Source organism: Actinomadura sp. WMMB 499, assembly GCF_008824145.1.
Taxonomy (GTDB): domain Bacteria; phylum Actinomycetota; class Actinomycetes; order Streptosporangiales; family Streptosporangiaceae; genus Spirillospora.
On the sequence record NZ_CP044407.1, the window covers coordinates 6,945,502 to 6,969,569 of the forward strand.

Annotated in this window: 21 protein-coding genes and 1 pseudogene; 14 read left to right on the forward strand and 8 right to left on the reverse strand. The window is 75.8% G+C overall.

The genetic code is table 11. From position 1 onward, the window contains the following. Positions 1-273 precede the first annotated feature (273 nt). The 3 genes from F7P10_RS31290 (at position 274) to F7P10_RS31305 (ending at position 3,173) form a co-directional block, all read left to right on the forward strand. Positions 274-1,593, forward strand: coding sequence for an alkaline phosphatase PhoX (locus tag F7P10_RS31290; protein WP_151014847.1), 1,320 nt, complete (start codon positions 274-276; stop codon positions 1,591-1,593). 468 nt (positions 1,594-2,061) lie between these two features. Next, on the forward strand, positions 2,062-2,598 hold the full coding sequence (locus F7P10_RS31300; protein WP_151014850.1) for a hypothetical protein: 537 nt from the start codon (positions 2,062-2,064) through the stop codon (positions 2,596-2,598). Then, on the forward strand, positions 2,595-3,173 hold the full coding sequence (locus F7P10_RS31305) for a DNA-3-methyladenine glycosylase I (protein ID WP_151014853.1): 579 nt from the start codon (positions 2,595-2,597) through the stop codon (positions 3,171-3,173). The genes F7P10_RS31300 and F7P10_RS31305 overlap by 4 nt, the downstream gene beginning before the upstream one ends. A gap of 6 nt (positions 3,174-3,179) precedes the next feature. Here F7P10_RS31305 and F7P10_RS31310 read toward each other — a convergent pair whose 3' ends face one another. Together F7P10_RS31310 and F7P10_RS31315 are read right to left on the reverse strand one after the other, a co-directional pair. Further along, positions 3,180-5,738 (reverse strand): FtsX-like permease family protein, encoded by a 2,559-nt coding sequence (locus tag F7P10_RS31310; RefSeq protein WP_151014856.1) that lies wholly within the window; start codon positions 5,736-5,738, stop codon positions 3,180-3,182. A gap of 4 nt (positions 5,739-5,742) precedes the next feature. Beyond that, a complete protein-coding gene (locus F7P10_RS31315) occupies positions 5,743-6,510 on the reverse strand; it encodes an ABC transporter ATP-binding protein (RefSeq protein WP_151014859.1) in 768 nt (255 codons plus the stop codon). Between the two features lie 617 nt (positions 6,511-7,127). Between F7P10_RS31315 and F7P10_RS42790 the strand changes: the two genes are divergently transcribed. The 4 genes from F7P10_RS42790 to F7P10_RS31335 are packed head-to-tail and all read left to right on the forward strand — an operon-like array spanning position 7,128 to position 11,060. Beyond that, positions 7,128-8,087, forward strand: a complete 960-nt coding sequence (locus F7P10_RS42790) for a glycosyltransferase 87 family protein (protein WP_176611733.1) — start codon at positions 7,128-7,130, stop codon at positions 8,085-8,087. After that, a complete protein-coding gene (locus F7P10_RS31325; protein WP_151014865.1) occupies positions 8,072-9,160 on the forward strand; it encodes a glycosyltransferase family 4 protein in 1,089 nt (362 codons plus the stop codon). The genes F7P10_RS42790 and F7P10_RS31325 overlap by 16 nt, the downstream gene beginning before the upstream one ends. Further along, on the forward strand, positions 9,157-10,425 hold the full coding sequence (locus tag F7P10_RS31330; RefSeq protein WP_218040200.1) for a sensor histidine kinase: 1,269 nt from the start codon (positions 9,157-9,159) through the stop codon (positions 10,423-10,425). The genes F7P10_RS31325 and F7P10_RS31330 overlap by 4 nt, the downstream gene beginning before the upstream one ends. Beyond that, the gene (locus tag F7P10_RS31335; RefSeq protein ID WP_176611734.1) at positions 10,413-11,060 is read left to right on the forward strand and encodes a response regulator transcription factor; all 648 of its coding nucleotides are present in this window, start codon (positions 10,413-10,415) and stop codon (positions 11,058-11,060) included. The genes F7P10_RS31330 and F7P10_RS31335 overlap by 13 nt, the downstream gene beginning before the upstream one ends. 25 nt (positions 11,061-11,085) lie before the next feature. Here the strand turns inward: F7P10_RS31335 and F7P10_RS31340 are convergent, their stop codons facing one another. Then, positions 11,086-11,871: an enoyl-CoA hydratase-related protein gene (locus F7P10_RS31340; RefSeq protein WP_151014868.1), complete on the reverse strand. Its 786-nt coding sequence runs from the start codon at positions 11,869-11,871 to the stop codon at positions 11,086-11,088. Positions 11,872-12,177: 306 nt separating this feature from the next. Here F7P10_RS31340 and F7P10_RS31345 point away from each other — a divergent pair, with 306 nt between their 5' ends. Together F7P10_RS31345 and F7P10_RS31350 are read left to right on the forward strand one after the other, a co-directional pair. Beyond that, positions 12,178-12,345, forward strand: coding sequence for a DUF3117 domain-containing protein (locus tag F7P10_RS31345; protein WP_075898952.1), 168 nt, complete (start codon positions 12,178-12,180; stop codon positions 12,343-12,345). Between the two features lie 200 nt (positions 12,346-12,545). Next, entirely contained in the window at positions 12,546-14,012 is a 1,467-nt protein-coding gene (locus F7P10_RS31350; protein ID WP_151014871.1) for a M17 family metallopeptidase, read from the forward strand. A gap of 79 nt (positions 14,013-14,091) precedes the next feature. On the opposite strand, the gene F7P10_RS31355 is transcribed toward F7P10_RS31350, so the two are convergent. Together F7P10_RS31355 and F7P10_RS31360 are read right to left on the reverse strand one after the other, a co-directional pair. Then, positions 14,092-14,763 (reverse strand): hypothetical protein, encoded by a 672-nt coding sequence (locus tag F7P10_RS31355; RefSeq protein ID WP_254716121.1) that lies wholly within the window; start codon positions 14,761-14,763, stop codon positions 14,092-14,094. Between the two features lie 5 nt (positions 14,764-14,768). Further along, on the reverse strand, positions 14,769-15,371 hold the full coding sequence (locus F7P10_RS31360; RefSeq protein ID WP_151014874.1) for an O-methyltransferase: 603 nt from the start codon (positions 15,369-15,371) through the stop codon (positions 14,769-14,771). A 251-nt stretch (positions 15,372-15,622) separates the two neighbouring features. Here F7P10_RS31360 and sigE point away from each other — a divergent pair. The 5 genes and pseudogenes from sigE to F7P10_RS31385 form a co-directional block, all read left to right on the forward strand. Further along, a pseudogene (gene sigE / locus F7P10_RS31365) lies at positions 15,623-16,222 on the forward strand (RNA polymerase sigma factor SigE); the annotation flags it as partial. A 258-nt stretch (positions 16,223-16,480) separates the two neighbouring features. Then, a complete protein-coding gene (locus tag F7P10_RS42795) occupies positions 16,481-17,248 on the forward strand; it encodes a zf-HC2 domain-containing protein (RefSeq protein ID WP_176611735.1) in 768 nt (255 codons plus the stop codon). Next, on the forward strand, positions 17,245-18,402 hold the full coding sequence (locus F7P10_RS31375; protein ID WP_151014877.1) for a sigma-E factor regulatory protein RseB domain-containing protein: 1,158 nt from the start codon (positions 17,245-17,247) through the stop codon (positions 18,400-18,402). The genes F7P10_RS42795 and F7P10_RS31375 overlap by 4 nt, the downstream gene beginning before the upstream one ends. A 136-nt stretch (positions 18,403-18,538) precedes the next feature. Beyond that, positions 18,539-20,413, forward strand: coding sequence for a S1C family serine protease (locus F7P10_RS45180; protein WP_151014880.1), 1,875 nt, complete (start codon positions 18,539-18,541; stop codon positions 20,411-20,413). 102 nt (positions 20,414-20,515) lie between these two features. Beyond that, a complete protein-coding gene (locus F7P10_RS31385) occupies positions 20,516-20,872 on the forward strand; it encodes a sec-independent translocase (RefSeq protein WP_151014883.1) in 357 nt (118 codons plus the stop codon). Positions 20,873-21,016: 144 nt separating this feature from the next. On the opposite strand, the gene F7P10_RS31390 is transcribed toward F7P10_RS31385, so the two are convergent. From F7P10_RS31390 to F7P10_RS31400, 3 genes are all read right to left on the reverse strand, one after another. Then, positions 21,017-22,156 carry an Mrp/NBP35 family ATP-binding protein gene (locus F7P10_RS31390; RefSeq protein WP_151014886.1) on the reverse strand — a complete coding sequence of 380 codons (1,140 nt, stop codon included), beginning with the start codon at positions 22,154-22,156 and terminating at the stop codon, positions 21,017-21,019. A 61-nt stretch (positions 22,157-22,217) separates the two neighbouring features. Further along, a complete protein-coding gene (locus F7P10_RS31395; protein ID WP_151014889.1) occupies positions 22,218-22,718 on the reverse strand; it encodes a DUF1003 domain-containing protein in 501 nt (166 codons plus the stop codon). Next, a complete protein-coding gene (locus F7P10_RS31400) occupies positions 22,715-24,022 on the reverse strand; it encodes a CBS domain-containing protein (RefSeq protein WP_151014892.1) in 1,308 nt (435 codons plus the stop codon). Before F7P10_RS31400 ends, F7P10_RS31395 begins: the two co-directional genes overlap by 4 nt. Between the last annotated feature and the right edge of the window lie 46 nt (positions 24,023-24,068).

A 24,068-nucleotide genomic window follows, 5' to 3' on the forward strand; every position in this document is an offset into this window, starting at 1 on the left:
CGCGGCCGCGGAGCCGCCCGCGGGCGGCGGCGCCGGGGCGGGCCGGCACGGTGGGGATCCGCGAACCGGGCGGGCGAGCCGGACGGGACGGAGCGGCAGCTACGGGTGACGCTCGGTGAGCCGCCGGGGTCGAACGGGCCCTGAGGTCGTCAAGAGATCAACTGTGTCCTGGGGGTTTGCCGCCCCGCGCCCGCTCGTTCACTCCCGATTCAGCATGGCGGAGAAGGCTCCCGCGTGATCCCCCAGCACGCGATCCCCCACTAAGGAGCGTTCATGTCCGTCACCCGTCGTGGAGTGATGAAGGGCGGCGCCGTCGGCGCGATGTCCATCGCGATGGCCGGCAGCCTCGATGCCATCTTCCAGACCTCCGCGGTCGCCGACACCGGCGAGGCCCACGGTTACGGCCCGCTCGTCCCGGACCCGAAGGGCGTCCTGGACCTTCCCGAGGGTTTCACCTACAAGGAGCTGTCGGTCGAGGGCGACACCATCGCCGAAGGAGTCAGGGTTCCCGGGCGCCACGACGCCATGGGGACGTTCCAGACCGGCAACGGCAACGAGCTGCTGCTCGTCCGCAACCACGAGCAGACCAGCAGCGGCATCAAGCCCGTCGCGGACGAGGAGCTGTGGTACGACCCCGCGGCGTTCGGCGGCACCACCACGCTGACGGTGCGGGGCGGCGACGAGCTGCGGTCCCAGTACATCAGCCTGGCCGGGACGTCCACGAACTGCGCGGGCGGCGTCACCCCGTGGGGCACCTGGCTGACCTGCGAGGAGACCGAGGGCTTCAGCGGCGAGACCAAGTCGCACGGCTGGGTGTTCGAGGTCGACCCGTGGGGCCGCCGCACCAAGCCGGAGCCGCTGAAGGAGATGGGCCGGTTCGCGCACGAGGCCGTCTGCGTCGACCCGCACACCCTCACCGCGTACCTGACCGAGGACGCGTCGGGCCCGTTCGGCATGTTCTACCGGTTCCGTCCCCGCGCCCACCGCGGCGACTACCACGCGTACATGCAGGGCGGGCGGCTCGAGGTCGGGTACGTCCGCGACGTCCCGGACCTGTCGCTCATCGACGAGCCCGGCACGAAGCTGCACGCCCGCTGGAAGGCGATCCCGGACAAGTACGCCACGCAGACCTCGATCCGCGAGCAGTTCGGCGACGAGATCACCCGCACGCAGAAGCTCGAGGGCTGCTGGTGGGGGCACGGCAAGGTGTGGTTCGCGGCCAGCTTCGCGCGCAAGCGCGACGGCGCCGCCCGCGACAACCAGGGCCAGGTGTGGACCTACGACCCGCAGAAGAACGAGTTCGAGCTGCAGCTCATCTTCAAGACGGGCAGCCGGTTCGACAGCCCGGACAACATCACCGTCTCCCCCTACGGCGGCGGCGTGATCATCGCCGAGGACGGTGACGGCGAGCAGCACCTCGTCGGCACCACGAAGGACAACAAGCCCTTCGCGTTCGCCCGCAACGCCGCCAACGGCAGCGAGTTCTGCGGCGTGACGTTCTCCCCGGACGGCCGCACCCTCTACGCCAACCGGCAGAGCGGCCCCGGCGTGACGTTCGCCATCACCGGCCCGTGGGAGAAGATCCGCGGCTGACCGAGCACGTCTAGGCCAGCCCGCGCCTGGCCTCCGCCGGGGGCCGCTCCCCCGGATGGAGGCCACCATGTCCAGGACGTCGCGCACCGCGGCGGCCTGCGACGCGGGGACGCGCAGCCCCCGCGCCCCCAGCCACGCGTAGACGGACGCCGCGGCCAGCAGCCCGGGATCGGGCTCCCGCGCGTCCGTCTCCAGCGTGACCAGCACGCGCCCGCCGGCGGCGACCAGCCCGGCGACCCGCTCCGCCGGCGGCGCCGTGCCCGCGTCCGCCCACCCGTCCGGCACCCGCGCTCCCGGCGCCAGCAGCGCCACGCCGTCCGCCCCGCCCGCCTCGTGCGTCCCCATGCCCCAAGCGTGGCACGACCCGGCCGGCGGACGGGCGGGAGCCCACGCCCCGGACGAGCGGCGTCGCCCCGGGCGGGCAACGGTGGCACGATCGACGGCACCGACGCGTAGACTGATCGGAGCATGATCGTGCTTGTCGTCCTCGGGCTGGCGGCCGTCGCCGTGCTGGGCGCCGTCGTCCTGCTCGCCATGGGCAGGGGCGGGGAGCTGTCGGCGACGCACCCCGACCATCCGCCGCTGCCGCTGGGCACCGAGGGGTGGCCCGTGACCGCCGCGGAGACCATCCACCTGCGGCTGCCGCGCACCATGTGGGGCTACCAGCCCGACCTGACCGACGAGGCCGTGCGGCGCCTCGCCCGGGCGCTGTCGGACCGCGACGACGAGATCGCCGCGCTGCGCCGGGAGAACGCCGAGTTGCGGCACCGCGCGGGCGAACCCGTCGGCGCCCTGTACGGCCTGCGCGAGACGGGCCCGAACGCCGTCCCGTCCGGCGACGTCCCCCCTGACGCGGGCGACCCGTACGGCACCGCGTCCGGCGCGACGAGCGCCGGCGCGTCCCGGGACACGGTGGGCGACCGTCCCGACGGCGACGTCCCCGGGCAGGGCGCGTCCGGTCCCGAGGCGCCCGGCCACGAGAACGAGGAGCGCGACCGGCCGTGACGACCGCGATCATCGGTGCGGACGGGCTGGGCCGCTGCCCGTGGGGTGCGGGCCCGCCCGACTACCTCGCCTACCACGACGCGGAATGGGGCCGCCCCGTCCGCGACGACCAGGGGCTTTACGAGCGGCTGTGCCTGGAGGCGTTCCAGTCCGGGCTGTCGTGGCTGACGATCCTGCGCAAGCGCGAGGGGTTCCGGGCGGCGTTCCGCGGCTTCGACCCCGAGAAGGTCGCCGCGTTCGGGACGGGCGACGTGGAGCGGCTGCTCGCCGACGCGGCGATCGTCCGGAACCGGGCCAAGATCGAGGCGGCGATCGGCAACGCCCGCGCCGCCCTCGACCTGCCCGGCGGTCTCGCCGCCACCGCCTGGCGGTACGCCGACCCGGACGCCCCCGCGCCCGCCGACACGGCCGACGTCCCCGCCTTCACCGCCGGGTCGAAGGCCCTCGCGAAGGAGCTGAAGCGGCACGGGTTCCGCTTCGTCGGCCCCACCACCGCCTACGCGCTCATGCAGGCGTGCGGGCTGGTCGACGACCACCTGACCGGCTGCCACCGGCGCGGCGCCCACCGCCCCTGACCGCCGTCACTCGGCCTTCGCGGCGGCCAGCACCGGCACGGCGGACGCCCGCCGGGCGGGGAGCGCGGACGTCGCCAGCGCGACGAGAGCCGACCCGGCGACGATCAGGGCGAACAGCCACCACGGCGCCGTCGGGCGCAGGAACGAGCTGCCCGTCACCGCGTGCAGCACGGCCATCGAGCCGAGCGCGGCGCCGAGCCCGAGCAGGCCGCCCAGCAGGACGACGGTCGCCGCCTCCCACCGGACGATCGCGCGGATCTGCCGCTCCGTCGCGCCGACCGCGCCGAGGAGCCCGAACTCGCGGGTGCGCTCGCCGACGCTCATCGACACGGTGGTGGCCATGCCGAACAGGGCGAGGACGAGCGCCATCCCGATGAACCCGTACACGACCGTCAGCCCGTTCGTCATCCCGTCCACCGTGACCTCCAGGTAGGCGTCCCGGTCGAGGACCTCCGCGCCGGGGACGTCCGCGACCGCGCGGGCGAGCGCGGCGCGGTCGCCGCCGCGCACCAGCACCGCCCGGGCCATCGCGTCCGGGTCGAGGCGGTCCATGGTGGCGGGCGCCACGAGCGCCTGGTCGGCGAACAGGTGGGACGGGTCGTGGTAGGCGCCCGCGACCGTCAGCGCGACGCGCCCGCGCTCACCGCGCAGCACTAGCCGGTCGCCCGCGCGCAGGCCGTGCGCCTCCATCGTCGGGGAGGCGAGGCCGATCTCGCCGGGCGCGAGCGGCCGGAGGCTCCCGCCCAGGTCGAGCACCGAGCCCGGGTCGTCCTGCGGGAGGCCGGTCACCGTCAGGTACGCGACCGCGGAGTCCGGCGCGCCGGCGACCGTGGCGAGGGTCGTGGTCAGCGCCGCCGCGGACGACACCCCCGGGACGGCCGCCGCGCGCTCCGCCGTGTCCCGGGGCAGCGCGGGCGCGCCGGACGCCCCGCCGGTCGCGGCGATCGCGTGGTCGGCCCGCAGCACCTCCCGGCCCGCCTCCGCGAACCGGTCGTGCACCGACAGCATCAGCAGGGCGGTGGTCCCGACCAGGGCGACGCCGAGCATCAGCGATGACGCGGCGGCCGACACCCGGCGCGGGCTGCGGGTGATCGTGGCGCGGGCCAGCCGTCCCGCCTCTCCGCTCACCGCCGTCCCGGCGCGCCCGACGAGGCCGCCGAGCGGGCCGACGAAGAACGGGGCGAGGACGGCGAGCGCCGCCACGGTCGTCATGCAGCCGAACAGGACGAGCACGGCGGTGCCGACCGTCCGCTCCGTGCCGGGCGGCTCCTCGTACCGGACGGCCAAAGCGGGGCCGAAGAACATCCAGGCGCAGGCGAACACGGCGAGGGCGGCGGCGAGCCGCGGCCACCCGCGGCCCGCGTCCCCGGCGCTCGCCGCCCGCAGCGCCCGCATCGGCGACACCGCCGCGGCGCGGCGCGCCGCGCGCCAGGCCGCGAGCTGCGTCACCAGCAGCCCGGACGCGACCGGCACCACCAGCGCCGCCCAGCCGACCTGCGCGTCCGCGGCGGAGATGTCGAAGCCGTCCGCGGCGAACAGCCGGGTCAGCACCGCCGACACCGGATAGCCGACGAGCAGCCCGCCGAGCGACGCGACGGCCCCCACCGCCAGCGCCTCGAACCGGATCAGCCGCTTGAGCTGCCGCGGCGTCGCGCCGATCGCGCCGAGCAGCGCGAGCCGCGGCACCCGCTGCCGGACGAGCGTGCCGAACGTGTTCGCCACGACGAACAGCCCGACGAACACCGCCACGGACGCGATCATCCCGATCGCGCCGCCGACCGACACCCCGGTGGACCGCAGCGTCGCCGACTGCGAGTCCCGCACCCGCTCGGCCGTCCGGACGGTCGCGTCCCCGTGCAGCTCCCGCGCCAGCCGATCCCGCAGCTCGCCCGCCGTGACCCCGGGTGCCGCGCCGACCCACACGCTCTGCCAGACGCCCGGCTCCAGCCGGGCCGCCCGCCGGACCGTCTCCGGCGGCGCCAGCAGCAGGTCGCCGCTCGCGACCGCGCCGCGGCCCTGCACGGTGACGATCCCGACGATCGTCATCTTCCGGGTGCGGTCCGGCAGGAGCACCGGGATGGTGTCGCCGGTCCCGAACCCCCCGGCCTCCGCGACATGCCGGCTCACCGCGACCTCGCCGTCCCGCGCGGGCGCCCGCCCCGACTCCAGCCGGTACGCGCTCAGGGACGGCTCCGCGATCCACGGCCGCAGCGTCGTGCCCGCACCGGCCGGCGGGACGATCGGCTCGCCGTCCCGTCCGCTCGCGGTGACCGGCACCTTCGCGTCCCCGGCCGCCGCCGCGACCCCCGGACGGCCCGCGACCCGGTCGAGCGCGATCCGTCCGTCCGGCGCGGCGTACAGGTCGCCCGGATCGGTCTCGCCGCCCTGCACCACCACGTCCGTCCGGGCGAACTCGCTCGCGTCGCCGCCCGCCACCGCCGCCTGCGCCCGCAGCGCGAACTGCAGCGACCCGGCGATCAGCCCGATCGCGAACACCCCGGCGAGCAGCGTCGCGGCCAGCCGTCCCCAGCCCTCGGCGAACGAGCGCCGCGCGATCAGCCACACGGGATCAGCCCTCCATCCGGCGCATCACCGCGTGCACGCCGTCGCTCGTCGGCCCGGCGAGCTCGTGTACGATCCGCCCGTCCGCGAGGAACAGCACCCGGTCGGCGTGCGCGGCCGCCGCCGGATCGTGCGTCACCATGATCACCGTCTGCCCGTGGTCGTCGACCGCCGTGCGCAGGAACCCGAGCACCTCGCCGCCCGAACGGGAATCGAGGTTGCCCGTCGGTTCGTCCGCGAACAGGACGTCCGGACGGGTCAGCAGCGCCCGCGCCACCGCCACCCGCTGCTGCTGCCCGCCCGACATCTCGGCCGGCCGGTGCCCCAGGCGCCCCCGCAGGCCCAGCGCGTCCACGATCGTGTCGAACCACGCCCGGTCGGCCTTCCTGCCGCCGAGCCGCCCGGTGAGCCGGATGTTCTCCTCCGCCGTCAGCATCGGCAGCAGGTTGAACGACTGGAACACGAACCCGAGCCGGTCGCGCCGCAGCCGCGTCAGCCGCGTCCGCGACAGCCCGGTGATCTCCACCCCGCCGATGACGACCGACCCCGACGTCACGGTGTCCAGCCCGGCGAGGCAGTGCAGGAACGTCGACTTCCCCGACCCGGACGGCCCCATGATCGCGGTGAACCGGCCGCGCGGGAACGCCGCCGAGACCCCGTGCAGCGCCGTCACCGCGCCGTCGCCCGTCCCGTACCGCTTGGTCAGGCCGGTCGCCGCGGCCGCGTGGTCGCCCGAGTGCGCGCCGGCGGGCGGCGCGGCGGATGTCTGCGTCATGCCGTGGAGTCAACCGGCGCGGCGCCTCCCGCACACTGGCGCGCACTCCCGAACCGGGGGTGGGGTTGTCCATACCTACGCCCAGGTGGAGCCCGGAGGTAGACCTGGCCCTACCCCGGATCCGTCGGCCGGCGCCAATGATCCGCGGGCCGCGCCGCGATTGCCTTGAACGCGTGAAAGCGCAGCTCAGCACACCCGTCCTCTACGGCCTCTGCGCCGTGTTCGCCGCGGCGACGGCCGCCGTCACCGACCTCCCCCCGCACCGCACCTGGGGCCTGCCGGCCGCCGCGACCTACACCGTCGCCGCCCTCGCCTCCGCCGCACCCCGCTTCCGCCCTCGCCCAGCGCCCACACCCCCCACGACCCCGCATCCGCGGTCGGGGGCCGAGCCGTCCGCGGGGCCGCGTTCGCGGTCGGGGGCTGCGACCTCCACGGCCCCGCATCCGCGGTCGGGGACCGCGACCTCCGCGGGGCGGCGTTCGTGGTCGGGGGCCGTGCCGTCCGCGGCGAAGCGGTGGCCGTGGGGTCTGGGGGCGAGGGGTGCCGCCGCTCGGTGGGGTGCTCGTTCTCGGGGCCGGGGGGTCGCGCCGCCGCGGCGGTTCGGCGGGCCGGGGGCCGTGGCCGGGTTCGCGTTCGCCGGTGCGGCGGTGCTGCCGCTGGCGGTGCTCGTCGCCACCGGGCAGGCGCAGCCGGAGGTCGGGGTCGTCGAACGGTCCGCCGCCCACCTGCTCGAGCACGGCACGCCCTATCGGGTGCCCGGACCGGGCGAAGGGTACGAGGCCTACAACCCGTACCTGCCCGCGATGGCACTGCTCGGCCTCCCGTCCGCGCTGACCGGGTCGGACGCGCGCGTGGTGTTCGCCGTCGTGTTCGCGGTGCTGCTCGCCGCGAGCACCCTCCTCCTGCGCGGCCGGGCCGCGTCCGGGCCGCTCACGCTGCTGGCCGCGTCCCCGCCGGTGGCGCTGCCGCTCGCGGTCGGCGGGGACGACCTGCCGGTGCTCGGGCTCGCGTGCCTCGGGCTCGCGCTGGCGGCACGGGGGAACCCGGCGTCCGCCGGGCTCGCGCTGGGGCTCGCGGCGGCCATGAAGCCCACCGCGTGGCCCGTCCTGCTCGCCTGCCTGGCCCTCCTGCTCGCCCACCGGACGGGCGGACGGCGCTTCACCGCGGCGGCCGGGGGAGCGCTCGCGGCCGGGGCGGTGCTCCCGGCACTGGTCGATCCGCGCGCGTTCCTCGAGAACGCCGTCCGGTTCCCGATGGGGCTCGCGGAGGTCGGGTCGCCCGCCGGCAGCCCGCTGCCCGGACGGCTCCTCGCCGACCTCGGGACGGGCGGGCACGCCGTGGCGCTCGCGGCGCTCGGTGCCGCCGCGCTGGCCATGGGGGTGTCGCTGGTGGTGCGGCCCCCGGCGGACGTCCGGGCGGCGGCGCTGCGGGTCGCGGTCGGGCTCGCGCTGGCCACCGCGCTGATGCCCGCGTCGCGGTGGGGCTACCTCGTGTACCCGGCGGTGCTCGTGCTGTGGGCGCGGATCGCGGCCCGGCCGCGGGCGCGGAAGGAGGAGGCGCTGTGGCTCGCCGCCTGATCGTCACCAACGACTTCCCGCCCCGCCGCGGCGGCATCGAGACGTTCGTGTTCGAGGTCGCGCGCCGGTTCCCGCCGGACGAGGTCGTCGTGTACACCTCGGCCGAGCCGGGCGGTGCGGAGTTCGACCGCGGCCTCCCGTTCCCGGTGGTGCGGGACCGGGCGCGGACGCTGCTGCCGACGCCGCGCGTGGCCCGGACGGCCCGCCGCCTGATCCGCGCGCACGGCTGCGACCTGGTGTGGTTCGGCGCGGCGGCGCCGCTCGGGCTGCTCGCCGGACGCCTCGGCGTGCCGTCGATCGCGACGACGCACGGGCACGAGGTGTGGTGGGCCGGGGTGCCGGGCGCGCGAGGAGTACTGCGGCGGATCGGCGCGCGCGCCGACGCCGTCACCTACCTCACCGAGTACACGCGCCGCCGGATCGCGCCCGCGCTGGGGGTGGACGCCCGGCTCGAACGGCTCGTCCCGGGCGTGGACCCCGACGTGTTCCACCCGGACGCGGACGGGACGGCCGTGCGCCGCCGGTTCGGCCTCGGCGACCGTCCCGTCGTGCTCACCGTGTCGAGGCTCGTCGCCCGCAAGGGGCAGGACCGGCTGATCCGGGCGCTGCCCCGGGTTCGGGAGGTCGTTGCGGGGGCGACGCTGCTGATCGTCGGGGACGGCCCGCGGGAGGCGCGGCTGCGGCGCGCGGCGGGGGAGGGCGTGGTGTTCGCCGGGCCGGTCCCGCACGCGGAGCTGCCGCCCTTCTACGCGGCCGCCGACGCGTTCGCGATGCCGTGCCGGTCCCGGCGGCTCGGGCTGGAGACCGAGGGCCTCGGCATCGTGTTCCTGGAAGCCGCCGCGGCGGGGCTGCCGGTGCTCGCGGGCGACTCGGGCGGCGCGCCCGAGACCGTCCGGCACGGCGAGACGGGCTACGTCGTGGACCCCGCGTCGGTGGAGGAGATCGCCGGGCGGCTCGTCGACCTGCTCGTCTGTCCGGGCGCGATGGGGGAGAAGGGGCGCGAGCGGGCGCGGGACGAATGGAGCTGGGACGGGACGTACCAGGCGTTCCGTCGGCTTACGGTCGGACCATGACGAGCCCGTGGCGCGCGATGGCGGGGAACCCGCTGCGGTTCCTGGTGTCGCCGTGGCCGTGGCGGTCGCTCGCGTACCTGGTCAGCGGGCTGGTGACCGGAATGCTCTGGCTGCTGCTCGCGATCGTGCTGGTGGTGGCCGGGACGGTCCTCGCGCCCGTCGGCGCCGGGATCGTCCTGCTGCTGTGCGTGCCGCTGTCGGCGGTCGGGCTCGGCGCGGTGGACCGGCGGCGGCTGCGGCTGCTCGACCCCCGCCCGGCGCCGTCCCCGCACCGCGACCCGCCCGCCGCCGGGCTGCGGCCCTGGCTGCGGTTCCGCCTCGGGGAGGTCGCGACGTGGCGGGAGCTGGGGCACGCGGTCCTGGCGGGCCTGCTGTCGGTGGCCGCCGTGACGGTGCCGGTGGTGCTGTTCGTGGGCGCCGTGGTGCAGGCGGGCGCGCCGATGCTCGTCGGGCAGGGCGACCGGCTCATGTACGGGGCGGCCGGGACCGTGGACACGCGGCACGAGGCGTGGCCGGTGGCCGCGGCGGGCGTGCTGATGGGGCTCCTCGGCCTCTACGCGATGACGGTCGCGGCGGCGGCGCGGGCCGCGCTCGACCGGGCGCTGCTCGTCCGCCCGGTCGAGGAGGAGCTGGTGGACGTCCGCGCGTCCCGGGCGCGGATGGCGGACGCGTTCGAGGCCGAGCGGCGGCGCATCGAGCGCGACCTGCACGACGGCGCCCAGCAGCGGCTCACCGGACTGATCATGACGCTCGGCCTGGCGAAGCTCGACGGCGGCGGCGAGTGGGCCGGGAAGGCGCAGGACGAGGCGCGCGCGGCGCTCGCGGAACTGCGCGACCTCGTGCGCGGCATCCATCCGTCCGTGCTGACCGACCGGGGACTGCGGGCCGCCGTGGAGTCGCTGGCCGAACGCTCGGCCGTCCCGGTCGAGGTGGACGTCGACCTGCCCGGCCGGCCGCCCGAGGCGGTCGAGTCCGCCGCCTACTTCGTCGTCGCCGAGGCCCTCGCGAACGTCGCCAAGCACAGCGGCGCGAGCCGGGCGCGGGTGTCGGCGCGGCGGTCCGGCGGGGCGCTACGCGTCGAGGTCTGGGACGACGGGACGGGCGGCGCCGCGTCCGGACGGGACGGCGGCAGCGGCGGCGGCGGGAGCGGCAGCGGGCTGCAGGGCCTCGCCGACCGCGTCGCCGTGCACGACGGGACCCTCCGGCTGTCCAGCCCGCCCGGCGGGCCTACGCTCCTGCGGGTGGAGATCCCATGCGAATCGTGATCGCCGAGGACTCGGTGCTGCTGCGCGAGGGCCTCGGCCAGATCCTCGGCCGCTTCGGGCACGAGGTCGCCGCGGCCGTCGCCGACGCGCCCGGCCTGGCCGCGGCCGTCGCCGCGCACGCCCCGGACGCGGTGGTGACCGACGTCCGGATGCCGCCCGGCTTCCGCGACGAGGGCCTGCGGGCCGCGCTCGCGCTGCGCGCCGAGCACCCCGGCCTGCCGGTCCTCGTGCTGTCGCAGTACGTCGAGCAGTCCTACGCCGCCGACCTGCTGCAGACCGGCGGCGCGGTCGGCTACCTCCTCAAGGACCGTGTCGGCGAGGTCGCCGAGTTCGTCGAGGCCCTCGACCGGGTCGCCGCGGGCGGCACCGTGATCGACCCGGAGGTGGTGCGGCGGCTGCTGGCGCGGCGGCGCGAGAACTCGCCGCTGGAGCGCCTCACCGCGCGCGAGCGGGAGGTGCTCGCGCTGATGGCCGAGGGGCGCTCCAACGGCGCGATCGCCCGCGCCCTCGTGGTCGGCGAGGCGGCGGTGGTCAAGCACGTCGGGTCGATCTTCGGCAAGCTCGACCTGCACCGGACGTCCGACGACCACCGCCGCGTCCGCGCCGTCCTGGCGTACCTGCGCGACGGCGGCTGAGCGGGCGGCCCGGGCTCCGCCGGCCTCAGCGGCCCTCGAAGGTCGGCTGCTCCTTCCGCAGGAACGCCTCGGTGGCGTGGCGGTGGTCGAACGTCCGGACGGCCCGGTCCTGCAGGTCCGCCTCCAGCGACAGCGCGGACGCCAGGTCGTTCGTCGCCGCGTGGTCGAGCGCCGTCTTGACGGCGGCGTACGCGGCCGTGGGCCCGGCGGCCAGGCGGCGCGCCAGCTCGACGGACGCGGGCGCGAGCTCGTCCGCCGGGACCACCCGGCCGACCAGGCCGAGTTCCAGGGCCTCTGACGCCTTCAGCGGCTCGCCGAGCAGCAGCAGTTCGGCGGCCTTGGCGCGGCCCACGAGCCGCTGCAGCGTCCACGACATGCCGCTGTCGGGCGCGAGGCCGATCCCGGTGAACGCGGTCGCGAACCGGGACTTGTCGGATGCGACGACCAGGTCGCAGGCCAGCGCCAGCGACGCGCCCGCGCCCGCCGCGACGCCGTTCACCGCCGCGACGACCGGCTTGGCCATGGTCGCGATGCCCAGCACGATCGGGTTGTACTGCTTGCGGACCGTGTCGTTCAGGTCCCGTCCGGCGGCGAGGTTGTCGGCGTGCTCGCGCAGGTCCTGGCCCGCGCAGAACGCCCGTCCAGCGCCGGTCAGGATCACCGCGCGGGCCGCGTCGTCGGACGCCGCGCGCTCGACGGCCCCGCGCAGCGCGTCCTTCATCTCCGACGTGAGCGAGTTCATCCCGTCGGGACGGTTCAGCGTGATCGTCGCGACGGCATCGGTCAGGTCGTACAGCACGGTGTCGGACATTGCGCGCCCTCCAGCTCTTTCGTAGATCTTCTCCGGCAACCTTCGACGAACCGGGCGCTGCGGGCAAGCGCCGATTCCGCTTGCTCCACCGGTGCGCGGCCATTCCCCGAACCTTCGAGTCCTTCCCCGAAAACGGCCTCGGACCTGCGATGGGGACGATCCGGAGGCTGATCGTTACCACTTCGCGCCCAGAAGACGAGATAATGGACCACTACTGATGACGCTTGTTGCGACTGGCGGCCGTGCGGCCACCGCTGAGCACCCGCTGAGCGAGGTCGCGGCCCTACGCAGGAAGGGGATACACGCATGGCGGCGATGAAGCCGCGGACGGGAGACGGTCCGCTCGAAGTGACCAAGGAGGGGCGCGGAATCGTCATGCGGGTCCCGCTCGAGGGCGGCGGCCGCCTTGTGGTCGAGCTGTCCGCAGACGAGGCCAAGGACCTCGGTGAGGCCCTGAAAGACGTCGTGGGCTGACGGCCCCCCGCCGCACCCGGCTTGCCGGCGACGGTCCCGGCGACGCCGCCGGGGCCCTCGCCGTTCGCCGCGCGTCGGCGGCGGGCGCGCCGCCGCGCACGCCCCGCTCCGTACGGCCGCTTCACCACAGCCGCTTCACCTCGGTCGCTTCACCTCGGTCGCTTCACCACACTTGCGTCACCACAGGGGGAACCGTCGTCATGCCCATCGAAACCCGCGTCCGCGCAGCGGACGGCACCGTCTCCGGGACGGCCGCGGAACTCGGCGCGGAGGTCGCGGCGGTGCCCGTCCGCTCCGGCCCGGACGGGCCGGTCGCGCCCGCCGCGGAGATCGCCGGGCTCCTCCCGTTCGGCCTCGACGAGCTGCTGAGCCTGCACCGCGCCAAGGGCGAAGCGGGCGAGATCACGTCCGCGCACGTGCCGGTCGACGGCCGCGTCCGCGAACTCCTCCTGTACGGGGTGGGCGAGGCGCGCCCGGCCGACCTGCGCAAGGCCGGCGCCGCGCTGGCCCGCCGCGGCCGGGGACGGACCGCGCTGGTCGCGGGCGTCCCGGACGGCGACCTCGCCGCTTTCGCGGAGGGCGCGCTGCTCGCCTCCTACCGGTTCACGCTCGGCACCCCCTCCGGTCCCGGCCCCCTCGGCGAGCTGGTCGTGCTGACCGAGGCCGGTCCCGCGGCGGGCGCGGACGCCCTCGAGCGCGGCACCGCGCGCGCCCGCGCCGCCGCGCGCGCCCGCGACCTCGCCAACACGCCGTCCGGCGAGAAGGACCCCTCCTGGCTCGCCGACCAGGCCGCCGCCGTCGCCGCGGACGCCGGGCTCGGCATCCGGGTCCGGGACGAGAAGGAACTGGCCGAGGGCGGTTTCGGCGGCCTCCTCGCGGTCGGCGCCGGCTCGGCCCGGCCGCCGCGGCTGATCGAGCTGACGTACGTGCCGGACGGGACGCCCGACCGGCACGTCGTCCTCGTCGGCAAGGGCATCACGTTCGACACCGGCGGCCTGCAGCTCAAGCCCAGTGCGGGCATGACGACGATGAAGACCGACATGGCGGGCGGCGGCACCGTCATCGCGGTCATGGGCGCGCTGCGCGCCCTCGGCGTCCGCGCCCGCGTCACCGGCCTCGTCGCCGCCGCCGAGAACATGCCGTCGGGGTCGGCCATGCGGCCCGGCGACGTGATCACCCACTTCGGCGGGCGGACGTCGGAGGTGCTCAACACCGACGCCGAAGGGCGGCTCGTCCTCGCCGACGCGCTCGCCTACGCCGCCGCCGGGCTGGACGCCGACGCCGTCGTCGACGTCGCGACCCTCACCGGCGCCGCCAAGGTCGCGCTCGGCCTGCGGCACGGCGCGCTGTTCGCCTCCGACGACGCGCTCGCCGCGGCCCTCACCACCGCCGGCGACGCCGCCGGGGAACCGCTGTGGCGGCTCCCGCTCGTCGACGACTACCGCGCCGCGCTCGACTCCGACGTCGCCGACCTCGCCAACCTCGGGCGCGGCGGCTACGGCGCCGGCGCGATCACCGCCGCGCTCTTCCTGCGCGAGTTCGCCGGCGACCGCCCGTGGGCGCACCTGGACATCGCCGGCCCCGGCCGCGCGACGTCCGACGACGCCGAGATCACGCGCGGCGCCACCGGGTACGGCACCCGCCTCCTGCTGGAGTGGCTGGCGTAGGGGATCCCCGGCGGATCCCGCGGGACTCCGGACCGGCCGTTCCGCGCGGCGTCACGCCTGCGGCGTCATTCGCGCGGTGTCATTTCGTGCGGCGGTCGATCACCGGGATCCTGCGGCGGCGCCGCGCCTGCTTGACGACCTCCGGGAGGGACGCGTCCCAGCCCGGCTCGACCGGGAACGCCCACGGTTCCGCGGCGGCCGTCTCCGGCACGTCCCGCAGCGTCAGCGCCACCAGCGCCGGACGCTCCGCCGTCCGCGCCAGCTCCGCCAGCTCCGGCGTCGGCAGGAACACCAGATGGTCGCGCACGCCGCCGCGCGCCCCCGTGACCCCGCGCCGGATCGCCGCCAGCGCCGCGACGTCGTCCCAGGGGAGCGTCCGGCCGAACCGCTTCGGCAGCGGCCAGCGCGCCGGGCGCCGCACCTCGCGCGCGTCGAACTCCAGGACGGGGCGCCGCACGGTCAGCTCGCCGACCGACGCCAGCAGCCCCCACCCGAACAGGACGATCCCGCCCGCCCCGAGCACGATGACCACGACGCTGCCGGCGCCGCCGCCGCGCATCACGCCGCCCGCGACGAAGCCGACGGAGGCCAGGAACAGGACCAGCAGCGCCAGCGCCCGCCACAGGCCCCGCCAGCCGATCCGGTCGCGGACGGCGAACACGCCGGCGTCCCGTCCGGTGCCGGGGGCGGTCCGGGTGCCGGTGTCGGGGCCGGTGCCGGCTTCGGTGCCGGCTTCGGTGGCGTCGTCCATGGCGGTCAGTCGCGCTTGACGGCGCACAGCAGGCCGTCGCCGACCGGGAGCAGCAGCGGGACGAGCCCCTCGTCGTCGGCGATCATCCGGTGCACGTCCCGGATCGCCTCGGTGACCGGGTCGCGGACCTGCGGATCGGCCACCCGGTGGTGCCACAGCGCGTTGTCGAACGCGACGACCCCGCCCGGCCGCAGCAGCCGCAGCGCCGCCGTCAGGTACTCGGGGTACTCCTGCTTCACCGCGTCGCAGAAGACCATGTCGTAGGCGCCGTCGGTGAGCCTCGGCAGCACCTCCAGGGCCGGGCCGCTGATCATGCGGGTGCGGAAGGACCCGAGACCCGCCTCCCGGTAGGCCTGCTTGGCCAGCCGCTGGTTCTCCGGTTCGATGTCCACGCTCGTCAGCACCGCGTCCGCCGGCATCCCGCGCATCAGGTAGACGCCGGACACGCCGCAGCCGGAACCGACCTCCACGACCGTCCGGGCGCCGATCAGGGTCGCCAGGAAGCGCAGCGCCGCCCCGCCGGCGGGCCCGATCGGGGACGCGCCGACCTCCTCCCCGCGCCGCCGGGCGTCCCGGATCGGCTCGTCCTCGGGGTGGAAATCCTCCACGTAGGCCAGGGTGGCCTTGATGGCGTCGATGGCTGCCTCCTCGCGGGACCCCCGCCTGGCTCATGCTGGAAAGACCATATCGTTGACAGGGAACCAACTGGCGTTTCAGCGCGTTGTAACCAGCGAAAGCGTCCACCCTGATGGACCCAGAATCAGCCGCCGAACCGGTGCACAGCCGCCCCAGCCCAGGCGAGACCGTGCCGTTCCAAGACGAGGTCTTGGGTGACACCAGAGAGGAACAGCCCGGCACCATGGGAGTCGCAGCACTCAGTTTCAGAAGCGCTGTGGGCGTCGGCGCCAGGCAGGGGCACAACAGCGCCGCCCGCACCCGAGAGAACGCCCCCGAGGCCGAGTGGGCGCCGCCGTCCTGGGACGAGGTCGTCCGCGAGCACTCCGGCCGGGTGTACCGGCTGGCGTACCGGCTGACCGGCAACCAGCACGACGCCGAGGACCTCACCCAGGAGGTCTTCGTCCGCGTGTTCCGGTCCCTGGCCAACTACACGCCCGGCACGTTCGAGGGCTGGCTGCACCGCATCACCACGAACCTGTTCCTCGACCAGGCGCGGCGCAAGCAGCGCATCCGGTTCGAGGGCCTCGCCGACGACGCCGCCGAGCGCATCCAGGGCCGCGAGCCCACCCCGGCGCAGGTCTACGACGACACCAACTTCGACGCCGACGTCCAGGCCGCACTGGACGACCTGGCGCCCGACTACCGGGCGGCCGTCGTGCTGTGCGACATCGAGGGCCTCTCCTACGAGGAGATCTCCGCGACGCTCGGGGTGAAGCTCGGCACCGTCCGCAGCCGCATCCACCGGGGCCGCGCGCAGCTGCGCGAGGCGCTCGACCACCGGGCCCCCACCAGGCGCAGGCCGGGGACGCGGAACGAGCGGTACCCGGCCGGGGCGGCGGCGGCGGAGGCGACCGATGCTCCGGTGGGCGCGGGGGCGCCCGGCGCGGGCATGGCCGCGGCCGCACCGGCCGCACCAGCCGCACCGGACGCGACGGGGGCGCACGGGGGCGTCACCGCCGCGGAGTACCGGCCGGAGGGCGCGTAGCGAACGGGCGCGCGGAGCCGAGCCGCGCACGATCCGAAAGAACGAGGGAGCCGCGTGAGTTGTCTGGGGGAACGTCTGACCGCCCTGGTCGACGGTGAGCTGGGACATGACGAGCGTGAACGCGCGCTCGCCCACCTCGCGGCGTGCGCCCGGTGCCGGGCGGAGGCCGCCACCCTGCGCAGCCTGAAGGGACGACTGCGCGGGCTCGGGAGCGTCCCCGAGCCGGGTGCCGACGACCTTCCCACCGACGATTTCCTCACCCGGCTCCGCGCCCTCGGCGGCGACGCCGCGCCCGCCGGGCCCCCGCCGGGCCCGCCCGTCCCGCCGGAACCGCACGAGGAGCCCGCGGCGCCCGGACGCGCCGGACGGTCCGGCCGTCCCGCCCGGCCCGGCCGTCCGCGCCGATCATCGGTCCGCCCGGCCCGGCCCGCCCGCGCGGCGGCGTTCGCGGGCCCGCGCGACACCCGCCCGGCCGGGCACGCCGCCGCGCTCGCCCGCCGCCGCTACCTGGTGATGGGCGCGGCGACGCTCGTGCTCGGCCTCGGCACCGCCTCGTACGCGGCCGGCGGCCGCGAGGCGGGGCCCACGGTCACCCCCGAGTTCGACCGGTTCGCCGTCGAGCACGCGCTGACCTCGGGCGACGCGCCGGTGTCCGGGCAGGACCCGCGGCCCCTCGGCGAGCTCGACGCCCGGTCGCCGCGGAGCTCGTCCCCGGGCGGCTCTCCGGGCACGTCTCCGGGCGCGGGGGCGCCCGGCGGCGCGACGCCGAGCGGGCCGGTCGCCTCCCCGGTCGCGTCCGTCCCGATCCACGCGGGGCCGTGACCGCGGCGTCCAGCGCGGCCGCCCGGCGGCGCCGCGCCGTGATCACGGGCGGCATCGCGGGCGCGCTCGCCCTGATCGTCGCCCTCACCGGCGACCCCGTGTCGGCCCGCCGGGTCCGCAGCGACCCGGGCGCCGTCGGCCTGCTGCGTGCCGCCGCCGACGCCGCCCGCCGCCTCCCCTACGAGGGCCTGCGGGTGCTGACGACCCGTTCCCGGGACCGCTCGGCGACGTCCCAGGTGACGGTCCTGCACCGGCCGGGCGAAGGCATCCGCTACACCTCGGCGTCCGGCGGCTCCGGATACCGGCCCGAGTCGGCCGCCGGGGAGACCACCGGGTTCACCTCCGAGACCCTCGAACTCCTCACCCGCAACTACACGGTCGTCCGGGTCGCGGACGGCGCCCGGTGCGGCCGCGCCGCCCACGTCGTCGAGGCGCGCCGCTCCGACGGGACGCTCGCCGGGCGCTTCTGGCTCGACGCCGAGACGGGGCTGATGCTGCACCGCGAACTGGTCGACCCGTCCGGGCGCGCCGTCGTCTCCACCGGCTTCACCGAAATCAGCTTCGCCGTGCCCGTGCCGTCCGGCGGGACGCCCCCCGGCGGGACGTCCGGCGGCGCGGACGGCGGCGCGGACGGCGTTCCCGCGCGCCCGCTGAGCCGCCGCGGCAGCAGCCTCACCGGCACCCCGGAGCAGCCCGCGGCCACCGGCGGCGGCACCGCCACCGCCACCGCCGGCGAACCCGTCGACGACGCGTCCCTCGCCGGCCTGCGCGCCGAGGGCTGGCCGATCCCGGCCCTCCTGCCCGGCGGTCTCACCCTGCACGACGTGCGCCGCGGCGACGGCGACCTCCACCTCAGCTACTCCGACGGTCTCGCGGCCGTATCGGTGTTCGTCCAGCGCGGCGCCCTCGACGAGGGCCGCATGGCCGGCTGGGACAGGAGCACCCGCCAGGGCCGCACCGTCTTCCACCGTGCGGAGCTGCGCCGCTGGGCCGTCTCCGCCGGAGACGGCTTCGTGTACACGGTGCTGACCGACGGCCCGTCCGCCACCGCCGAGAGCGTCGCCCGCGAACTCCCCGGCGGTTCCGGCTCGGCGTGGGCGCGGCTCGGCCGCGGGGCCCACCGGCTGGCGGCCGCGGCCAACCCGTTCGACTGACCGCCCGGCGGGCAGACAGCGAAGGATGGATAGCCTTGGGGGCAAAGGGCGGGTGGTGCTTCGTTTACGCCCGCCACATGCCCCGCAGGGCACCATGAGCACGGATGACGGACCATGCTCGGTAGGAGAGATGGGGATGACGGAAGACAACCGCGGGCCGTTCCGGGCTTCGACGGAGGACGATGACGCCGTCCCCGAGTCCGAGCGGCAGGAGGCGGCGACTCCTCCCGAGACGGTGACCGACCAGGAGATCTCCCTGGAACAGGACGACCCGACCGACGACGACCCGACCGACGACGACCCGGCCGCGGGCGGGCCCGCGGCGTCCGGGGCCGACCCGTCGGAACGGGCGGGGGCCGCCGGGGGCCCCGGCGGGGACCGCCTGGTCGCGGGGAACGCGCAGAACGGATTCGCGCCGCCGGACGGCCCGTTCGGCGAGACCGCGGAGGACATCCCCGCGCAGGACGCCGGCTCCCCGCGCGACCCCGCCGCCCACGGCATGCCCGCCGCGATGGGGCCGCAGGAGGTCCCGCTGCAGGACGGGTCCGCGCGGGACGTGCCTGCGCCGCCGTCCCTCGACAAGCGCGCCCCGGGCGAACAGCCCCCGCCGGCGCCGATGGACCCGCCGCCCGCACCGGACGGGCCCGACGCCCGCCCGCGGCCCGGGTTCGTCCCCTACGACCAGCCCCCGCCCGCGCCCGGCGGCATGTACGGGCCCGGCGGCTGGGCGCAGCAGCAGGCGCACCCCGGCCCGCCTCCCGGCGGGCCGCCGCCGGCCGGGGGCCCGCCGCCCGGGGGCCCGCCGCCCGCGCCGATGGGCCCGCCGCCCGGCGGCGGCCCGCAGGCCGCGTTCGGCGCGCCCGCGCCGAACTGGGCGCCGGTGCCCGCACCGCCGTCCACGTCCCGCGGCGGCCCCGGTCTCGGGCTGCTCGCCGTCATCGCGCTGATCGTCGCGCTGGTGGCGGGCGCGGTCGGCGCCGGCGTCGGAGTGATCGCGACCGACGGCGACGAGGGCTCGGTGAGCCTCGGCGGCGGGAGTAGCACGGCCGGCGGCGAGGCGCCGAACCGCCCGCCGGACTCGGTGGCGGGCGTCGCGCAGCGCGTCCTGCCCAGCGTCGTGATGATCCGCGTGCAGTCCGCGCAGGGCGAGGTCGGCGGGACCGGCTTCATCGTCGAGGGCGGCTACATCATCACCAACAACCACGTCGTGTCCGGCGGCGGAACCGGCGGGCGCATCGAGGTCGTGTTCAACGACAAGAAGTCGCTGCCCGCCACGATCAAGGGCAGCGACCCCAGCACCGACATCGCGGTGATCAAGCCCGAGGGCAACCACGAGCTCCCGGCGCTGCAGCTCGGCGACTCCGCCAGGATCGCCGTCGGCGACCCGGTGATCGCCATCGGCTCGCCGCTCGGCCTGCAGGGCTCGGTCACCACCGGGATCGTCTCGTCCCTCAACCGGGCGGTGCCGGTCGGCGAGGAGGGCGGCGGCGACTCGTCCTACCTCAACGCCATCCAGACGGACGCGGCCATCAACCCCGGCAACTCGGGCGGCCCGCTGGTCGACATGAAGGGCCGCGTGATCGGGATCAACACCGCGATCGCGACCGTCGGCGGCCAGACGATGGGCGGCGAGCAGCAGGGCGGCAACATCGGCCTCGGCTTCGCCATCCCGATCAACCAGGGCAAGCGGATCGCCGAGGAGATCATCGCCAACGGCCAGGTCCGGCAGGCGCTGCTCGGCGTCCTGCCCGACCCGCGCTACCAGCAGGGCGGCGCGCGGATCCTGCCGGAGCCGGTCCAGGGCCAGGAGCCGGTCACCCCGAACGGCCCGGCCGACAAGGCGGGCCTCAAGCCCGGCGACGTCATCACCCGGATCGACGACCGCCCGATCCAGGACGCCACCGACCTGATCGCTCAGATCCGCAGCCGGGCGCCCGGCGACCAGGTCAGGGTGACCTACGAGCGGGGCGGCCAGGAGTCCACCGTGACGGTGACCCTGGGCGGGTCGTAGTCTCGGGGGAGAAGTTCAGGTCCGGTTCATCCGGGCTGGGGATACGCTGGGGGGACCGGTCCGCGCTGGCCGGTCCCCCCGGCATGGCGTGTGGAGGACGGTTTGTTCGACGTCGGACTCGGCGAGATGGCGGTGCTCGTCGTCCTCGCCCTGGTCATCTTCGGAGACAGGCTGCCCCAGGTCGCCGGGCAGGCCGGACGGATGCTGCGGCAGGTGCGCCAGATGGCGAACTCGGCGCGCAGCGACCTGCAGGAAGGGCTCGGCCCGGAGTTCAAGGACTTCGACATCGCCGACCTGAACCCCAAGACGTTCGTCCGCAAGCACCTGCTCGAGGACGATGACGACTACACGCCGGTGCGCGCGAACGGCAAGGTCTTCGACGACGAGCCGTCCTACGCGGGCACCGCGGGCGAACTCGACTACGACGAGCGTCCCCCCTTCGACAACGAGGCGACCTGACCGCACGGCGGCACGCCGGTCCGGACGTTCGCCAATGCCGGCGCCGGGTCCGACGCCGGTTCCGACGCAGGCGAGCGGAAAGCCCCGTCCCAGAGCGGAGACGGGGCTTTCGCGTCGTGCGGAGGGCCGGGTGCCGGGTGCGGGTCAGCGGCCCTTGGGGGAGATGCCCAGCGACATCCCCGCCAGGCCGCGGCTCCGGCCGCCGAGCGTGTCGGCGATGGTCCGCAGCTCCTTGGCGGCGCCGGCGTCCGGGTCGGACAGCACCAGCGGGCGGCCCTCGTCGCCGCCCTCGCGCAGCCGCGGGTCGATCTGCACCTGGCCGAGCAGCGGCACCCGGGTGCCGAGCGTCTTGGTCAGCGCGTCCGCGACCGTCTGGCCGCCGCCCGAGCCGAAGATGTCCTGCCGCTCCCCGCAGTGCGGGCACGCCAGGTACGACATGTTCTCGATCACGCCGACGACCTGCTGGTGCGTCTGCGCGGCGATCGCGCCCGCCCGCTCGGCGACCTCGGCGGCCGCCTGCTGCGGCGTCGTCACCACCAGGATCTCCGCGGACGGCAGCAGCTGCGCCACCGAGATCGCGATGTCGCCCGTCCCCGGGGGCAGGTCCATCAGCAGGACGTCGAGGTCGCCCCAGTACACGTCGGCGAGGAACTGCTGCAGGGCACGGTGCAGCATCGGCCCGCGCCACACGACCGGCTGGTTCCCGGCGGTGAACATCCCCACCGAGATCACCTTCACGTCGTGCGCCGACGGCGGCATGATCATTTCCTCGACCTTGGTGGGCGGGTGCTGCACGCCCAGCATCCGCGGGATCGAGTGGCCGTAGATGTCGGCGTCCACGACGCCGACCTTCCGGCCCTGCGCCGCCAGCGCCGCCGCCAGGTTCACCGTCACCGACGACTTGCCGACGCCGCCCTTGCCGCTCGCCACCGCGTACACCTTGGTCAGCGAGTTCGGCTGCGCGAACGGGATCTCCTTGGCGGGCTCCCCGCCGCGCAGCTTCGTCTGCAGCGCCTTGCGCTGCTCGTCGCTCATGACGTCCAGCTCCACCTGGACGGACGTGACCCCGTCGAGCCGCGACACGGCCTCGGTGACGTTGGAGGTCAGGGTCTCCTTCATCGGACACCCGGCCACGGTCAGGAAGATGCCGACCCGCACCGAGCCGTCCGGCGCGATGTCGACGCTCTTGACCATGTCGAGCTCGGTGATGGGCTTGCGGATCTCAGGATCGTTCACCGTGGCGAGCGCCGCGGTCACCTGCTCGGTCGTCAACTCGGAGGCCATGCGTCCATGGTATGGACTGTTGCGGCTTCCTGAACAATCGGGTGGCCCAGCTCATAATCCGCTAGCGGACGGGGTCCTTGGCGTCGAGTTCGCGGAGGACCTGCTGCAGCTCCGAGCGCAGGAAGTCGCGGGTGACGACCTCGCTCAGCGCGACGCGCAGTCCGGCGATCTCGCGGGTGAGGTACTCGGTGTCGGCGGTGGTGCGCTCGGTGCGGGCGCGGTCCTGCTCGTACTGGACGCGGTCGCGGTCGTCCTGCCGGTTCTGCGCGAGCAGGATCAGCGGGGCCGCGTAGGACGCCTGCAGCGACAGGATCAGCGTCAGGAAGATGAACGGGTACGGGTCCCAGCGCAGCGCGGGCGGCGCGAACCAGTTCCAGGTGATCCACACGATGATGAACACCGTCATGTAGACGAGGAAGCGCGCGGTGCCGAGGAACCGCGCGATGCGCTCCGACAGCCGCCCGAACGACTCGGGGTCGTAGTGCGGGCGCGGGACGAGGCTGCGGCGGTAGCGCCGCGGCTGGTCCAGGCGGGTCGTCTCCAGTCGGGTGGTCGTGGTCATGTTCTCCCCCGGAGGGCCTCTTCCTCGGGATCGGAGGTCGGCTCGCGCCCGTCGGCGTCCGCGTCCATCACGGCCTCGCGCCAGTCCTCGGGCAGCAGGTGGTCGAGCACGTCGTCGATGGTCACCGAGCCCAGCAGGTGCCCGTTCTCGTCCACCACGGCCTGCGCGACCAGGTTGTAGGCGGCCAGCAGCATCGCGACCTCCTCGAGCGTCATCCCCGGCCGCAGCGGGTCGAGCTCGGCGTCGACGACGGCGCTGACCAGGGTGCGGGGAGGCTCGCGCAGCAGGCGCTGGAAGTGGACGGTGCCGAGGTAGCGGCCCGTCGGGGTCGCGGTGGGGGGCCGGCACACGTACACCTGCGCGGCCAGCGCCGGGTTCAGGTCGGGGTTGCGGATCTGCGCGAGCGCCTCCGCGACGGTCGCGTCCGGCGCGACGATCACCGGGTCGGTGGTCATCAGGCCGCCCGCCGAGTGGTCCTCGTAGGACAGCAGCCGCCGGACGGGCGCCGCCTCCTTCGGCTCCATCAGGGTGAGCAGCCGCTCGCGCTGCTCGTCCGGCAGCTCCCCGAGCAGGTCGGCGGCGTCGTCGGGGTCCATGGCCTCGAGGACGTCCGCGGCCCGTTCCAGTGGCAGCGTCCCGATGATCTCGACCTGGTCGTCCTGCGGCAGCTCCTCCAGGATGTCGGCGAGCCGCTCGTCGTCGAGGGCCTCCGCGACCTCCGCGCGGCGCTTCTCCGGCAGCTCGTGCACGACGCCCGCGAGGTCGGCGGGCTTGCTGCGCTCGAACGCCGCGATCAGCCCGGCCGCGCCCTGCCCGTGCTCGACGGCGGAGAAGCCCTCGACCGCGTCCCAGTCGACGACGAGGCTCTCGCCGCGCCGCCGCAGCCCCCGCTTGGTGCTCCGCCGCACCGCGACCTTCGACAGCAGCCAGTCGCGCGTGCGGGTCGGCTCCATCGCCACGTCCACCACCGAGACCGGTTCGCCGGTGTCGCGGAACCGGACGGTCCGGTCCAGCATCTCCGCGATCGCCAGCGTCTCCGACTCCCGCTGCTGGAACCGCCGGATGTTCAGCCGGCCGTCGAAGATGATCGCGTCCGACTCGATCACCGTCACCCGGGTGATCGGGAGGAACACCGGGCGCCGCGGCTGCACCTCCACGACCAGCCCCAGCACCCGCGGCGGGCGGGGCGCCAGCCGCAGCGCGACGACGACGTCGCGGACCCGGCCGACCTGATCGCCCACCGGATCGAAAACCGCGATCCCGGCGAGCCGGGCGATGAACACCCGTGTCGGAGATGCGCTCATGAGCAGGACAGTACCCATGATCGCCCGGCCGACCCGGCGCGTCCGG